Here is a 14,961-nt window from a genome sequence, read left to right as displayed (position 1 = left end):
CACTGTTGACGTTCTTGATCAAGTAATTCGAACCCGAAGCGACCAGCGTGAACTGCTGCCACGTGGAGTTGACGGTGCAACCCCACTGCTGCAACAGGGCACCGTTGGCCGTCGACGCGCCCGGCACGTCGAGACACATGCCGGACCTTGTCACCTTGAGCTGGTAGACGACACCGGTGACCGGCGCCGCCTGGGCGGGCGCCGTGGGCATGCCGAACAGCACACCCGCGGCGAGGAGCGCGAGGATCAACACCTTGCGCATCATGGGGATTCCTTCCTTCCGGGTCAGGGGGTTACCGGAGGCCGGTGGTGGCGATGCCCTTCACCAGGTATTTCTGGCCGGCAATGAAGAAGCCGATGACCGGTGCCAGGGACAGGAACGACATCGCGAACATCTCGCCCCACTGGCTCTGTCCTTCGGAGTCCATGAACTGCCGCAGGGCGAGCGGGACGGTGTACAGCTCGGGGTCGGTGAGGTAGAGCAGCGGGCCGAAGAACTCGTTCCACACCGAGATGAAGGTGAAGATCGCGGTGGTGGCGAAGGCCGGCAGGCAGAGCGGCATGATGACCTTCCAGAACGTACGGAAGGGGCCGCAGCCGTCGATGCGGGCCGCGTCGTCGAGCTCCTGCGGCAGCGATCGCATGAACTGGACCATCAGGAAGATGTAGAACCCGTTGGTGGCCAGGAAGTTCGGGACCAGCAGCGGGTAGTACGTGTTGAGCCATTCCAGCCGGTCGAACATGACGTACTGCGGGACGACCAGCACATGGCCGGGCAGCATCATGGTGCCGAGCATCATGGCGAAGAACAGCTTGCGGCCGGTGAAGCGCAGCCGGGCGAAGGCGTACGCGGCGAGCGAGCAGGACAGCAGGTTGCCGACGATGCTGAGGATCACGATGACCAGCGAGTTGACGAGATAGATCTCGAACGGTTCGCTGAGCGCGGTCCAGCCACGGGCGTAGTTGCCGAGGTCGACCGCGGCCGGCCACAGTGATTCGTCGGTGAAGACGGTGTTGCTGGGCTTGAGCGAGCTGGAGATCATCCACAGCAGCGGGTACATCATGAGCACACCGACCGCGCTGAGCAGCACGTGGCGCATGAAGCGGGGACGGTGGCGTTTCGGCGGCGGTTGATCGACCGGCGGCTCGACGGACGTTTTCCGGGTCATGGTGAGCGTCATGGAAGCCCTGTCAGTTGTCGTAGAAGACCCAGAAGCGGGCCGCCAGGAAGTTGACCGCCGTGAACCCGGCGATGATCACCAACAGCAGCCAGGCCAGCGCGGACGCATAACCCATGTCGAATTCGGCGAAGCCCTTCTGGTACAGGTACAGGTTGTAGAACAGGGTGGATTCGCCGGGGCCGCCGGTGCCGTTGCTGATCACGTACCCCTGGGTGAAGGTTTGAAAGGACGCGATCAGCGCCTGCACCAGGTTGAAGAAGATGATCGGGCTGAGCAGCGGCAACGTGATCGAGCGGAACTGCCGCCACCCGGAGGCGCCGTCCATCGACGCGGCCTCGTAGTACATGGCCGGGATCTGCCGCAGCCCGGCCAGGAAGATCACCATGGGTGAGCCGAACGTCCATATGTGCAGCAGGATCAACGTGCTCAACGCGTACCGGGGATCGGAGGCCCACCCGGGGCCTTGAATGCCGAACCAGGCCAGGAAGTCGTTGACGATGCCGTTGTAGCCGAAGATGTAGCGCCACAGCATGACGATCGCGACGCTGCCGGCCAGGAGAGAGGGCAGGTAGTAGACGCTGCGGTAGACGGCCAGCCCCCGCACGCCGCGGTCGAGGACCATGGCGACGGCAAGGGCGACGATCAACGACAACGGTACGGAGACCACCGTGTAGATGATCGTGACCTTGAGCGACTGGTGCAGTTTGGCGTCGTCGAACATCCGCCGGAAGTTGTCCAGTCCGGCCCAGGTCGGTGCGGTGAGCAGGTCGTAGTCGGTGAACGCCAGGTACAGCGACGCGAAGAACGGGACAATCATGAACAGCATGCCGCCGAACCAGGGCAGCAGGAACAGGTAGCCGGCCCGGTCCTGGCGCCGGATCGCCGTCATCCGTTGATCTCCTTGCGGGCCTCGGTGATGAACCGCTCTCCGGCGGCTGCCGGTTCGAGCCGCCCGAACTCGACCTCGGTGCTGATCGTCTTGAGGATGTTGGTGAGTTTGCTGGCGCCGACCGGATAGGGGTACGACGACGGCAGCTTCTCGTTCTGCAGCGCGCTGAGGAATTCGGTGGCCCGCTTGTTGTCGGCGTCCAGGTCGGGCACGATCTGCTCGGCGATCTTCCGGTTCGGTGGCACCCCGCGGGTGGCGCCGGAGACCCGGGCCGCCTCCACGTCGTTGATCAGGAAGTTGAGCAGCTTGAGCGTCTCGTCGGGATGCTTCGAGGTGGCGGCGATCGACCACAGGGCCGGGGTGTCGATGGACTGCCCGCGGCGGGCGGTCTCCCCCGGGATGCGCAGCATGACGAGATTGCCGCCGCACGCCTGGTTGTAGCCGAGCAGGTTGTTCGACGGGATGATCTGCGAGGCGATCGACTTCTTGGCCAGGTAGGACTGGGCCGGTGAGGCGCCGTTGTTCTGGTCGATGAATCCGGCCGGCGGGAACGCCTTGGCGGCGCGCAGACCTTCGGTCAACTCGAACCAGGCGGTGACGGTGCCGGCGGTGGCGCCGAGTCTGCCGTCGGCGGTGAAGAAGTCCTCGCCCCGCTGGCGGGCGAAGACGAGCAGGTTGGCTACGGTCCACGGCTCGAAGTTGGCGCCGTAGACCTTGCCGCCGCTGGCCTTGGTGACGGCGGCGGCGAACGTGGACAGGTCCGCCCAGGTCCAGGTGTCGCCGTCCGGGATGCTCACGCCGTACTGATCGGTGATGGTCTTGTCGACGACGAAGCTGATCGTGTTGAGGCCGGAGGGCACGCCGAAGATCTGTGGGCCGACCTGGCCGAGCGCCCGGGCCGGCTCGGTGAGACCGGTCAGGTCCAGGGCGCCGCCGTGTTTCGCCAGGTCGAGCAGGGTGCCGCGGTCGGCGTACTCGCGGAGGCTGTCGAAGCGCATGGCCATCAGGTCGGGCGGGTCGCCGGCCGCGAAGCGCGCGGCGAGTTTGTCCTTGTACGGCGAGCTGTCCTGGTATTCGGTGCGCACCCGGATGCCGGGGTTGGCGGTCTGGAAGAGGTCCAGCGATTTCTGGGTGAACTGGGCGCGCTGGGCGTCGCCCCACCACACCATGTTGATCTCGATCCGGCCGTCGTCGTCATCGCCTCCACCGCCGAAACCGCGGCCGCATCCGGGCAGGGTCGCGGCGGTGGCGGTGAGCCCGGCGAGGGTGAGCAGGTGGCGCCGGGTGGGTCCGGCGGTGTTGCCGATTGAGTTCACGATGGGTCCTCCCGACCGGCGAGCGGATTTGTTTCAGTGTTTTATCTATCGAGTACCATCCATGTCAACCGCCTCGGCGGAGTTTGTTTCAGAGGTTGACTTAAATGCGCCGGCGTCGATACCTTGCCGGGCATGCCGAAGGCTCAGGCACACGAACTCCGCTGCGCCGGCCGGGTCGTCGCCCGCTACGTCTGGGATCCGCGACTGCCCGCGACCGTGTCGCCCCGGCCCTACCTGCACCCGGTCACCACGCTCGGCGGCACCACGGTCACCGGGTTCATGCCCGACGACCACGTCCACCATCTGGGCGCCAGCATCGCCCTGCCGATCGTCAACGACGTCAACTTCTGGGGCGGCAGTACATATGTGACCGGGCATGGATCAATACGTCTGGACAACCACGGCCGGCAGGACCACCACCGCTGGCTGCACCGGGACGACGACCGCGCCGAACACGAGCTGCACTGGGCCGGCCGCGACGGCGTCACCCTGGTCCGCGAGCGGCGTGCCCTGACCGCCCGGCAACTCACCCACGACGCCTGGATGCTGCGCGTCGACTTCACCCTGACCAGCGCGGACGGCACCGCACTGGAGATCGACAGCCCGGCCGCCCGGGGCCGGGAAGGCGCCGGGTACGGCGGATTCTTCTGGCGCGCGCCGGCCGGCCTCGACCGGGTGCACGCCTTCGGCCGCGACACGAACGGCGACGTGCACGGCAGCCGCGACCCCTGGGTGGCGCTCAGCGGCCACCACCGCGGCGGTGCACCGTGGACGCTGATCTTCCTGGCCGACGAGAAGGACCCCTGGTTCGTCCGGTCCACCGACTACGCCGGCGTGTGCTCGGCGATCGCCTGGAAACGGCTCACCGTCGCGCCCGGCGGCACCCTGACCCGCGGCCTGACCGTGGTCATCGCCGACGGCCCACCCAGCAGCGCCATCACCGACACCGCGATGGCGGCCGTCCGCGAGGAGCCGGCATGACAGACCGATTTCACAACCCGATCCTGTACGCCGACTGGCCCGACCCCGACGTCGTCCGCCGTGGTGACGACTTCTACCTGGTCGCGTCCAGCTTCAACCGGGTCCCGGGGCTGCCGTTGCTGCACTCCACGAACCTCGTGGACTGGCGGATCATCGGCCACGCCCTGACCCGGCTCGTCCCCGAGGACCACTACCGCGTGCCCCGGCCGGGTTGTGGGGTCTGGGCGCCGTCGCTGCGCCTGCACGACGGCCGGTTCTGGATCTGCTACCCGGATCCGGACTTCGGCATCTATGTGACCACCGCCGAGGACCCGGCCGGCGAGTGGAGCCCGCCCCGGCTCGTCCTGCCCGGCCGGGGGCTGATCGATCCGTGCCCGCTGTGGGACGACGACGGCAGCGCCTACCTGGTGCACGGCTGGGCGAAGAGCCGGTGCGGGTTCAACAACCGGCTCACCGCGTACCGGATGGCCCCGGACCTCAGCCGGTCCCTCGGCGACGGGGTGCTGATCGTCGACGGGGACGCCATTCCCGGCTGCCGCACTCTCGAGGGTCCCAAGTGGTACCGGCGCGACGGCTGGTACTGGATCTTCGCCCCCGGCGGTGGAGTGGCGAACGGCTGGCAGTACGTGATGCGCTCCCGTCACGTGTTCGGCCCCTATGAGCCGCGGATCGCGCTCTCCCAGGGCGACAGCGACGTCAACGGGCCGCATCAGGGCGCCTGGGTCCCCACACCCGGCGGCGAGGACTGGTTCGTGCATTTCCAGGACCGGGGGGCGTACGGGCGGATAACCCACCTGCAGCCGATGACCTGGGTGGACGGCTGGCCGGTCATCGGCGACCACGGCACACCGGTACGCGCGCACCGCACCCCGGACGGCCTGCCCCGGGTACCGGTCGCACCGGCGACCAGCGACACCTTCCCACGCGGGCGGCCCGGTCCGCAGTGGAGCTGGTCGGCCAACCCGTCGCCGGGATGGATCGTCGATCACCCCGGTGACGGGTTGCGCCTCGCCTGCGTTCCCGGTGGCGGCGACCTGCGTACCGCCCCGAACCTGCTGGGCCAGCCGCTGACCGGGCCGCACCTGCGCGCCGAGGCGACACTGCGGCTCAGCGGGACTGAGTCCGCGCGGGGTGGGATCACGGTTCTCGGGCGCACGTACGCCTGGATCGGCTTGGAGAAGACGCCCGGCGGAACCCGGTTGACCTGCCGGATCGCCGACGCCGAAGGCGAGGCGGAGAAGGACGCGGCGGCGCCCGTCACGGTCCCGGACAAGGCCGGGGTGCGCCTTTCCGTGACCGTGACCGACGGAGTGGTGACCGGGTTCGCCGCCGAGTACGGCGGTGAGCGGTGGGAGTGCGGCCTGCCGTTCACCGCCACCCCGGGTGGCTGGATCGGCGCGACCGTCGCGCTTTTCGCCACCGGCCCGGACGGTCACGCCGACTTCACCCACTTCCACGCCATCACCTCGGAGCAGAAATGATCACCGCCGTAGTCCTCGCCGCGTTGGCGGCCATCGTCCCGGTGAGCACCACCGACGGCAGCACAGCCACCACGGCCGGAGGGACCGAAGGGTTCATCAGAGCCGGCACGGCTGACGGGTTCGCCGCTGGCACCACCGGGGGCGGTGGGGGCGTCACGGTTCGCGCCACCACGTTCGAGCAGCTCCGGGCGTTTGCCGCGGCAGCGGATCCGCTGGTCGTGCAAGTGGTGGGCAGCATCCGGGTCGATCCGTTCGGGGACATGATCCCGGTCGCCTCGGACAAGACGATCATCGGTGCCGGACCGGGTGCGGAGATCGTGGGTGGTGGTCTGTTCCTCAACGGCAGCCACAACGTGATCATTCGAAACCTGACGATTCGCGACTCCTACATCCCCGGCGATTTCGACGGCAAGAGTCCCGCCAACGACAACGACGGCATCCGCCTCGACACCGCCGATCATGTCTGGATCGACCACACCAGGATCGAACGTGTCGGCGACGGCGGCATCGACATCCGCAAGGACAGTGATCACGTCACCCTGTCCTGGAACGTCGTGAGCGACATCAACAAGGCACTCGGCGTCGGGTGGACGCCGAACGTATTGACCAGGTTGACCGCACATCACAACTGGATCCGCAACACCGTTCAACGCAACTGGAGTATCGACAACACGGCGGCCGCACACCTCTACAACAACTATCTGGAGAACGTGACCCAGTACGGCACGATGAGCCGCAACAACGCCCGGGTGCTCGTTGAGGACAGCGTGTTCGAGCAGGTCAACGACCCGCTGGTCGTCCATGGCGCCGCGGCGGGGCTCGCGCAGAGACGAAACATCCTCACCGGCACGACCGGACGGGCCGATCACGCGGGCGAGGCGTTCGAGGTGCCCTACGGCTACTCCCCCGACGCCGCCCGACGGGTCAAGGACCTGGTCACCCGGTATGCCGGGCCGCAGCCGACGACACGGTCCACACCGTCGACGATCACGGTGGCACTGGACGGCAGCGGCGACTACGGCAGCCTGCTGGCGGCGCTCGGCGCCACCCGTGACGCCCGTGGACCGGTCACCATCCGGGTGGCGCCGGGCCACTACCGGGAGCAGGTGCGGGTGTGGCCCAGCCAGTCGGACGTCACCATCGCCGGGCCCGCCGACGCGGTCATCGCCTACGACCTGGACTCGGGCGGGCAGAAGTTCTACGGCGGGCCGCTCGGGGACGACGCGGCCACGTTCACGCTGCTCGGCGAGGGCACGACGGTTCGGGGGCTGACCGTCACCGGCACCGCGGCGCCCGCTATCCGGGCCGCCGGCGACCGCACGGTCCTCGCCGGCACCCGGCTGACCGGGTTCCTGGCCGGGCACGGGCGCAGCTACCTGCGGGACTGCACGGTCGCCGGCGGCGGGGATCTGATCACCGGGACGGCCGTGGCGGTTCTCGACCGGTGCATCATCGATCCGGCCGCCGGCGCGAGCGTCACCGCGGTGGCCACGCCCGCGCGTCAGCCGTACGGAATCCTGGTCTCGAAATCGATCGTCGGCTGCGCCGCGGAGACGGGAACCGCTCTCCTGGGCCGGAGCGGGCAGGTCGTGGTCCGGGAATCCGTGCTCGGCCCACGGGTCGCCGCCGCGCCGTGGCTGGCCGGAAGCGGGCGGTTCGGTGAGTACGCCAACACCGGGCCCGGCAGCGGCCGTCCGGAGATGAGCCGTGACCAGGCGCGGCGGTACACGGTCGGCGCGTACCTCGGCGGCTGGCGTCCCCGAACCTGATCCGGCTCATGACTATCCTGCTGGGGAATCGACCGACCAGCCCGGAGGCAGCCGTGACCGGTGACGCCCGTGCGACCCTGCGTCTCGCCGACCAGGTCGTCGCCGAGTACACGTGGCGTCCCGACCTGCCCGTGGCCCTGTCGCCCCGGCCCTACCTGCATCCGGTCCGCACGCTTGGCGGGATCTGTGTCACCGAGCTCATGCCCGCCTCGCACCGCCACCATCTCGGTGTCAGCGTCGCCGTCGCCGAGGTGGACGGCGCCAACTTCTGGGGCGGGCGCACCTTCATTCCCGGGCACGGTCCCGCCTGGCTCGACAACCAGGGAACCCAGGCGCACGCCCGCTGGCTGCGGCGCACCCCCGAGCAGATCGGCCACACCCTGCGCTGGACCGGCATCGACGGCGCCCTGCTGCTGACCGAACGGCGCGAGATCTCCGCCCGGCGGCTCGCCGACGACGCATGGGCGCTCGACTTCGGGTTCACACTCTCCAACGCCGCCGACCGGGACATGCCGGTCCGCAGTCCCGCGGTACACGGCCGGCCGGGCGCGGGTTACGGCGGCTTCTTCTGGCGGGCGCCCGCCCCTGACTCACCGGTCCGGATCGACGCGGAGAGCGGTTCCGGAGTGGAGGCGACGCACGGGCGTACGTCCCGCTGGTTGTCGGTGCACGGCGGCGCGTGGACGCTCGTCTTCATCGGCGGGACCGAGCGGACCCGTTCCGACCGGTGGTTCGTGCGCACCCGCGACTATCTGGGCATCGGGTCGGCGCTGTCGTGGGACGAGCCGCTCGTCCTGGCCCCCGGATCGTCCTTGACCCGCCGGATGGTCACGGTGATCGCCGACGGCACGCTCTCGCCGGAGCGGGCCGCCGCCTACGCCGACGAACTGGCCTCATGACCCGCCCGGTGCACCGGGTCGCGCCCGCCACCGACACGCCCGTCCGGCAGGACAGTCTCCGCGCCCACAACCTCATCCTCACGTTTCGGCAGATCGTCGGCGCTCCCGTCCCGATCTCGCGGATCGAGCTGGCGGCGGACACCGGCCTGACCCGCCCGACCATCTCCCGCATCGTCGACGAGCTGCTCACGGCTGGTCTGGTCGTGGAGGCGGAGCCGGCGCGGTCCGGCAACAGTGGCCGTCCCCGGGTGGGTTTGAGCCTGGCGCGGACCGGGCCGGCCGGGTTGGGCCTCGACATCCGCGCGGACAGCCTCTCGGTCTGCGTCGTCGACCTCACCGGGACGGTTCGTCACCTCGATTTCACCCCGCATCGCGCTCTTCCCGGCCACGGTTATGGCTCTGCCCCGAGCCGCCGCGCCGTCGCGGACCTGGACAGGACTCGGGGCGGGGGGCGAGGACTGGATCCGGAGGACACACTGCGGAGTCTGGCCGCCATGGCGGAGAAGGCGATCCGCGCGACGATGGCCGAGAACCTGACCGTCGTGGGCGCCACCCTCGCCGTACCGGGGCCGGTCGACGGCGGCATGGTCCGCTTCGCGCCGACGCTGGGCTGGCGGGATGTCGACGCGGGTGGGATTCTGTCCGCCCTGATCGGCACCGACGATCTGCCGGTCGGCGTCGACAACGACGCAGGGCTGGCCGCGCTCGGCGAGCTCTACGCGGGCGGTCCCGAGCTGCGCGACTTCGTCTGTGTGAGCGGTGAGTTCGACATCGGCGCCGGCCTGGTCCTCGGCGGGGTCCCGTTGCGCGGCTCCCGCGGCTGGGGCGGCGAACTCGGCCACGTCATGGTGGACAGCGCCGGCCCGGCGTGCGCATGCGGCGCCACCGGCTGTTTACAGTGCTACGCCGGCCTGCAACGCTTCATCGACGCCGCCCCGGATCTGGCATCGTCACCGCAGCAGCCGGCCGTCGCCATCGACACGCTCGTCTCGAACGGTTCCCCGGAGATCCTGGCCGCCCTGAACCGGGCCGCCTCCGCCCTGGGCATCGCCGTGTCCGCCCTGGTCAACCTGGTCAACGTGGACACCGTGCTGCTGGGCGGCAGCTACTCCCTGCTGACCTCGTGGCTGACCGACGGCATCGACCGTGAACTCCGTAGCCGGGTCCTGACGACCCGCTGGTCCCCCATCGAGGTCCGCCCCTCCCTGCTGGGCCCGGACGCCGCGGTGATCGGTGCGGCCTTACAGGCCATCGACCAGGTGCGGCGAGACCCCAATCCCTGGCTCGCCCGCCGCGGTTGACTCTTCTCCGGTACGGGTGAGCACGCGCTTGCTCACCAAGCTGTTCAACACCGCGGCCGACATGCTGAACGGCCAGCACACGACGGTCCGGGTGGCGGCCCCACCTCGCGAACCAGCCGACCGATCGCCCTGGGGCCGGTGCCCGTACCGGGGCCGATTCGCTGCCCGTCGCAGGCCCAGCCCTCGCACCAGCCGATTCGCTGCCCGTCGCAGGCCCAGCCCTCGCCCGGTGCCCGCACCGGCCGAGTCGCCTCCTGTCGGGGGTCGGCTTCCGCGCTCGCCACGACAGCCGCACCTTCTCCAACGGCCGCGTCCTCTACCGGCCGCGTCGGCGGAGGGGAAGCGTGAGCACGACGAGCGGCAGGAAGATGAGCAGGCCGAGAAGGAGCCAGCGCTGGGTGGAGCGGCCCTGGATCGGATCGCCGATACCGGCCGTCTGGGCGACCGGTGCGCTGCCAGTGCTTACGGACGGGGCGACGACGGCGGATCCGGCCACCGTGAACTGGAACTCTCCGTAGCTGAGGTCGTCCTTGACCCGCCCCGCCGTCCAGCTAACTCGGTGCACGCCCGGCACGGTGATCCGTACGGTTCTCTCGAAGTTGATGTCGAGCCACACCCGAACCGGTCCCTCCTGGCAGGGCCGGCCGTCCGGGCCGGTGACGACGATGTCACTGAACTCCGGGTAGGTGGGGTCGTTGACGCTGACCCGGACGACCTTGATCGGCTCGGTGACCGTCGACCTGGTCTCCGGCACCGTCTGCAGCACCAGATAGTCACCGGCCAGAGCCGGTGCCCCGCCCGGCCCGGCCACCAGGCCGGTGACCAACGCACAGATCATGAAGAATCCCAATGTCCCCCGCACGAGCTGATGATCAACTATGGATGGCGGCCGCCTGGACGCGGGGTCGGCCCTTCGGGAAGTGGCAGGTCGGCGAGGTCACCTACGAGTTCAAGAAGCTGGACCGGCGGCACGTGCTCGGCCCGGGGACCGGCTGGGACAAGGCGTTCGACCTGCTGCGGGCGCTGGCCGCCATCCACGGCGACGACGGCGTACGTCTAGTGGTCGGGTTTGTTGGATAATCGTGCTCCGTTCAGTTTGTCCGGGTTGGTGATCGAGTAGACGCCGTTCACGGCCGAACCGTCGAAGGTGAGCACCAGGACGGCCACCGGCGCCTCGCCGTCGAAGACGACGATCGCGGGGTCGCCGCCGACGATCCGGTAGCCGACGTCGAAGCCCACGACGCCGGCCGCGACCGAGGCCAGGACACGGGCCACCGCGTCCCGGCCGTGGATTGGGTCGGGGCTGGTGGCGGGGCCCTTGCCGCCGCCGTCGGTCCACAGCGTCACATCCGGTGCGAGCACCCGCAGCAACTCCTCGACGTCGCCGCCGATCGCCGCTTCCAGGAAGCGCTCGGTGACCGCCTGCCGGGTGCGCGGGTCGGGCCGGTACCGGGGCCGCCGAGCGTGCACGTGTGATCGGGCGCGGTGGGCGACCTGCCGGATCGCGTCGGGGGTGCGGCCGACCATGTCGGCGATTTCAATGAGCGGGTACGCGAACACCTCGTGCAGCACGAACACTGCCCGCTCCAGGGGACTGAGCGTCTCCAGGACGACGAGCAGCGCCATCGAGGCGGTGTCGCGCCGCTCGGCCGGGTCGCCGGTGACCGGGGTGACGAGTGGCTCGGGCAGCCACTGACCCACATATGTCTCCCGTCTCCGGCCGATCTCGGCACGCCGGGCGAGGGCCTGATTGACGGCGATCCGCACGAGGTAGGCGCGTGGGTTGTCGACCTCGCGATCGCGGGCGGTCCAGGCGAGCCAGGTCTCCTGGAGCACGTCCTCGGTGTCGGCGACGCTGCCGAGCATGTCGTAGGCGATCGAGAACAGCAGCTCCCGATGATCGACGAAGTCCTGTGTCGCGGTCACGCCACATGAGATGACGTCAGGCTCCGGGAACGTGACGGGATGTGACCCACCTCTCCGCCCGTCACGTTCCTGGTGAGGACGCCCCTCTTGGATGGCATGACTCGCACCTTGATTCGTGACGTCCGCGTCTTCGACGGTGAGCGGACCGTCCCCCGCGCCGACATCCTCATCGACGGCGCCCGCATCACGGCGCCCGACGGCCGTCCGGCTGACACGGTGGTGGACGGCTCCGGGCGCACCCTGCTGCCGGGCCTGATCGACGCGCACACCCATGTGGTCGACGGCAGCCTGGCCGCCGCCCTGGCCCACGGGGTCACCACCGAGCTGGACATGTTCTGCGTGCCCGGCAATCTGGCCCGCCAGCGGCGTCTCGCCGCTAGCCGCGACGATGTCGCCGATCTGCGCAGCGCCGGGATGCTGGCGACCGCGCCGGGCGGTCACCCGACCCAGCTGCTGGTGGACGCCGGGGCGCTGGGAGACGCGGCCGGGCCGATCGACGCGGTGACCGGCCCGGCGGACGCGAAACGGTTCACGGCGGACCGGGTGGCGGAGGGCGCCGACTATCTGAAGATAGTGGTGGACGACGGGATCTTGCACGGCGGGCACTTCCCCACACTCGCCCCGGCGACGGTCGCGGCGCTGGTGGAGGCCGCCCACGCGCAGGGACTCCGGGCGATCGCGCACGCCGTGACCGCACGGGAGATCGCCATCGCCCTCGACGCGGGTGTCGACGGGCTGGCCCACGTGCCCGCCGATCTACCGGCCGGTCCGGAGCTGTCCGCGCTGGCCGCCCGGGTCGCCGCCGCGCGTGTGTTCGTGGTGACGACGCTGGTCTATTTCGAGGCGATCACCGCACAGGCCGCGGCGGCCGACCATGCGAAACCGTCGGCCGCGACCGACGCCGGCCACGCGGCACGGGCCCTGCACGAGGCGGGCGTGGTGCTCCTCGCGGGCACGGACGCCAATCCATATGTCCCGGAGCACGGCATCGCGATGCACCGCGAGCTGCTGCTCCTGACCGGGGCGGGGATGTCCCCCGATGCGGCCCTGGCTGCCGCTACGAGCATCCCGGCCCGGGTCTTCGGGCTCACCGACCGCGGGCGCATCGCTCCTGGCTTCCGGGCCGACCTGCTGCTCGTCGACGGCGACCCGACCAGCGACATCAGCACCACGAAAGCGATCGCGGGGGTCTGGCGAGGAGGCGTCCGCCTACAGCCCTGACCGGCCCCTCCCCGACCACAGCCGTCCGGCGAGGAGGCGTCCACCCACAGGCTCCTCCCTCAATCACAACTGTCCTGGAAGGAGGCGTGGTGGTGCTGTGAACAGATCGATTCCGCCGGCGGGGCGATCGCCCGGCAAACCGGGATCAACCCCTTCATCAGGGATCGTCCTGGCCAGCTCAGGCCTCGATGCCGGCCGCCTTCAGCATTCGGCTCACGTCAGACCATTCGCCGCTCGCCGCCGGGAGCGGGGCCGGGGATCCGATCGGGTCCTTGAAGCCGCTGGAGGTGGAGACACAGACGACCGGCCCGTCGAGTGGTGCCATGCCGCGCAGCCCGGCCAGGCCGGCCGCACCGGACAACTCCACCCAGAGTCCCGAGCGGGCGAGTTCGGCCTGGGCGGTTCGCAACTGCTCGTCGTCCACGGCGACGGCGAGCCCACCGCTGGAGCGCACGGCGAGCACCCCGCGATAGCCGCTGACCTGCGACACGATCGAGTAGGCCGCAGTGGGCCCGACGTCGACCCGGGCTGCCGGCACCCCGCGGCGGAGGGCCTCCACGAGCGGCGCCGCGGCGGCGGGTTCGCAGGCGATCATGCGTGGCACCCGGTCGGCGAGCCCGAGTCGTTCGAGTTCGGTGAAGCCCTTCCACACGCCGTAGAGCAATTCGCCGTACCCGGTGGGAAGGAAGACAGCGGTGGGCGTGCCGATCTCCAGATGGATCTCGTAGGCGATGGTCTTGTAGCCCTCGGGCCCGAAGGGGTGCCCGGTGTGGGTGACGGTGGTGCTGCTCACCGGGTGCAGGCCGCCCCGCTCGGCGATCCGCCGCATCACCGGCCACCGCCGCTCCCACGGCACGGGCAGCACCACCGCACCGTAGGCCCGCAGGAAGGCCGTCACCTGCGGCGCCGGAGCGGGGCCGGTGATCACCACGCAGGGCAGGCCGTTGCGGGCCGCGTAGGCGGCCGCCGAAGCCCCGTGGTTACCGGAGGAGGCGACCACGACGCCGGGCGCGCCGACACCGACGGCCGCGCTGACCGTGCAGCGGTTGAGCCGGTCCTTGTGGCTCCACGTCGGATTGCGAGACTCGTCCTTGATGTAGACGCCCGCTTCCAGTTCGACGAGCGGCGTCCCGCCCTCGCCGAGCCCTTCGGCCGCGAGCGGTGGCAGGAGCGCCGGAAAGCGGTCGGCGGTGAGCCGGCCGGCCGGCATCCGGTCGTAGTCGTAATCGACGTCGACCGGATAGGCGATCTCGGTGCTGCTCGTCTCGGGGCACCCGCTGGTCAGTGGCGGCCAGAGCGGATATCCGATGCGGGTGTCCCCGAGCGAGCGCTGTCCGGTCGCGAGCGATTCGACGGTTGCCATGGTCAGCAAGGCTATGCGTCGGGCGACAGACGGCGGTGACGGCGTTCGCAAAGCCCGTGGGCGCCCCGCGGGACTCCGTCATCAGGCGGGCTGGGACATACTGGCCGGATGAGACAGTCGTTGAAGGACCTGACTGTCTCCGAGCACTCCGACTGGTTCGGCCTGGGCCCGCTGGCGCTCGCCGCCCTGGCCGGTGTCCGCGCCTTCCTCGCGGACGAGCCCTTCGTCCGCTGGGCCTGGACCACCGTCGCCGTCGTCATGCTGATGCTCTGCGGCGCCTACCTGATCTGGAGATCAGCCCGGCGAAAGCCGGAACCGGCCGGTCGTGAACCACAGGAGGACGCCGAGGCCGGGCGCCAGGCTGACCAGTAGGATCCACCGGGTGAGCGATCGTCTGCTCAGCCCCGCCCGGATGATGCTGACGATCGTGGCGACGAAAAGCGCCACCCCGCCGGCGAGCAGGACGGTCCAGAAGGCGATGCCGCCGAGGGTCGTGCCCAGGTCGGCCGCGGCGATCGAGTGGAAAGTCATTACTGCGCTCCTCGTGTCGTTGACGCATCCCATGGTGTCGGCGCCGGAGAGTCCCGGGCGTCAACCCTGGGTCTGAACACCGAGGTCAGACCCAGGTCTGACG

The 14,961-nt window shown here is 69.9% G+C and carries 16 protein-coding genes; 9 read left to right on the top strand and 7 right to left on the bottom strand.

Annotation, left to right across the window (positions count from 1 at the left end):
* The 4 genes from KZ829_RS34630 to KZ829_RS34615 all read right to left on the bottom strand — a co-directional run.
* Nucleotides 1-262, bottom strand: a 262-nt coding sequence (locus tag KZ829_RS34630; RefSeq protein ID WP_246636765.1) for an RICIN domain-containing protein, incomplete at its 3' end; no start/stop codon positions are given.
* 31 nt (nucleotides 263-293) lie between these two features.
* Nucleotides 294-1,169: a carbohydrate ABC transporter permease gene (locus tag KZ829_RS34625; protein ID WP_246636764.1), complete on the bottom strand. Its 876-nt coding sequence runs from the start codon at nucleotides 1,167-1,169 to the stop codon at nucleotides 294-296.
* Between the two features lie 22 nt (nucleotides 1,170-1,191).
* The gene (locus KZ829_RS34620; protein ID WP_220148062.1) at nucleotides 1,192-2,070 is read right to left on the bottom strand and encodes a carbohydrate ABC transporter permease; all 879 of its coding nucleotides are present in this window, start codon (nucleotides 2,068-2,070) and stop codon (nucleotides 1,192-1,194) included.
* Nucleotides 2,067-3,386, bottom strand: coding sequence for an ABC transporter substrate-binding protein (locus KZ829_RS34615; protein WP_220148061.1), 1,320 nt, complete (start codon nucleotides 3,384-3,386; stop codon nucleotides 2,067-2,069). Before KZ829_RS34615 ends, KZ829_RS34620 begins: the two co-directional genes overlap by 4 nt.
* A 132-nt stretch (nucleotides 3,387-3,518) precedes the next feature.
* On the opposite strand from KZ829_RS34615, the gene KZ829_RS34610 reads away from it, so the two are divergent.
* From KZ829_RS34610 to KZ829_RS34590, 5 genes are read left to right on the top strand one after another with little or no spacing between them, the layout of a single operon-like run.
* Complete coding sequence (locus KZ829_RS34610; protein ID WP_220148060.1) at nucleotides 3,519-4,367, top strand: DUF6807 domain-containing protein; 849 nt, start codon at nucleotides 3,519-3,521, stop codon at nucleotides 4,365-4,367.
* On the top strand, nucleotides 4,364-5,848 hold the full coding sequence (locus KZ829_RS34605; RefSeq protein ID WP_220148059.1) for a glycoside hydrolase family 43 protein: 1,485 nt from the start codon (nucleotides 4,364-4,366) through the stop codon (nucleotides 5,846-5,848). Before KZ829_RS34610 ends, KZ829_RS34605 begins: the two co-directional genes overlap by 4 nt.
* On the top strand, nucleotides 5,845-7,617 hold the full coding sequence (locus KZ829_RS34600) for a pectinesterase family protein (RefSeq protein ID WP_220148058.1): 1,773 nt from the start codon (nucleotides 5,845-5,847) through the stop codon (nucleotides 7,615-7,617). Before KZ829_RS34605 ends, KZ829_RS34600 begins: the two co-directional genes overlap by 4 nt.
* Before the next feature lie 8 nt (nucleotides 7,618-7,625).
* Nucleotides 7,626-8,516, top strand: coding sequence for a DUF6807 domain-containing protein (locus tag KZ829_RS34595; protein ID WP_220148057.1), 891 nt, complete (start codon nucleotides 7,626-7,628; stop codon nucleotides 8,514-8,516).
* On the top strand, nucleotides 8,513-9,817 hold the full coding sequence (locus KZ829_RS34590; protein ID WP_220148056.1) for an ROK family transcriptional regulator: 1,305 nt from the start codon (nucleotides 8,513-8,515) through the stop codon (nucleotides 9,815-9,817). The genes KZ829_RS34595 and KZ829_RS34590 overlap by 4 nt, the downstream gene beginning before the upstream one ends.
* A 316-nt stretch (nucleotides 9,818-10,133) precedes the next feature.
* Here the strand turns inward: KZ829_RS34590 and KZ829_RS34585 are convergent, their stop codons facing one another.
* Nucleotides 10,134-10,655: a copper resistance protein CopC gene (locus KZ829_RS34585; protein ID WP_220148055.1), complete on the bottom strand. Its 522-nt coding sequence runs from the start codon at nucleotides 10,653-10,655 to the stop codon at nucleotides 10,134-10,136.
* Between the two features lie 11 nt (nucleotides 10,656-10,666).
* Between KZ829_RS34585 and KZ829_RS34580 the strand changes: the two genes are divergently transcribed.
* Nucleotides 10,667-10,897: a hypothetical protein gene (locus KZ829_RS34580; RefSeq protein WP_220148054.1), complete on the top strand. Its 231-nt coding sequence runs from the start codon at nucleotides 10,667-10,669 to the stop codon at nucleotides 10,895-10,897.
* Here the strand turns inward: KZ829_RS34580 and sigJ are convergent.
* Nucleotides 10,874-11,743 (bottom strand): RNA polymerase sigma factor SigJ, encoded by an 870-nt coding sequence (sigJ, locus tag KZ829_RS34575; protein WP_308285781.1) that lies wholly within the window; start codon nucleotides 11,741-11,743, stop codon nucleotides 10,874-10,876. The two genes, KZ829_RS34580 and sigJ, sit on opposite strands and share 24 nt — an antisense overlap.
* Nucleotides 11,744-11,839: 96 nt before the next feature.
* Between sigJ and KZ829_RS34570 the strand changes: the two genes are divergently transcribed.
* Nucleotides 11,840-12,964, top strand: coding sequence for an amidohydrolase family protein (locus tag KZ829_RS34570; protein WP_246636763.1), 1,125 nt, complete (start codon nucleotides 11,840-11,842; stop codon nucleotides 12,962-12,964).
* Nucleotides 12,965-13,142: 178 nt separating this feature from the next.
* Here the strand turns inward: KZ829_RS34570 and KZ829_RS34565 are convergent, their stop codons facing one another.
* Complete coding sequence (locus KZ829_RS34565; RefSeq protein ID WP_220148051.1) at nucleotides 13,143-14,327, bottom strand: threonine synthase; 1,185 nt, start codon at nucleotides 14,325-14,327, stop codon at nucleotides 13,143-13,145.
* Nucleotides 14,328-14,435: 108 nt separating this feature from the next.
* Here KZ829_RS34565 and KZ829_RS34560 point away from each other — a divergent pair, with 108 nt between their 5' ends.
* Nucleotides 14,436-14,699: a hypothetical protein gene (locus KZ829_RS34560; RefSeq protein ID WP_220148050.1), complete on the top strand. Its 264-nt coding sequence runs from the start codon at nucleotides 14,436-14,438 to the stop codon at nucleotides 14,697-14,699.
* 10 nt (nucleotides 14,700-14,709) lie between these two features.
* Nucleotides 14,710-14,934 carry a hypothetical protein gene (locus KZ829_RS34555; protein WP_220148049.1) on the top strand — a complete coding sequence of 75 codons (225 nt, stop codon included), beginning with the start codon at nucleotides 14,710-14,712 and terminating at the stop codon, nucleotides 14,932-14,934.
* The last annotated feature ends 27 nt before the right edge of the window (nucleotides 14,935-14,961 follow it).

The organism is Actinoplanes hulinensis (assembly GCF_019429605.1).
GTDB lineage: Bacteria > Actinomycetota > Actinomycetes > Mycobacteriales > Micromonosporaceae > Actinoplanes > Actinoplanes campanulatus.
Note: the sequence above shows the minus strand (reverse complement) of the source record. Positions and strands in the feature narration are given on the sequence as shown.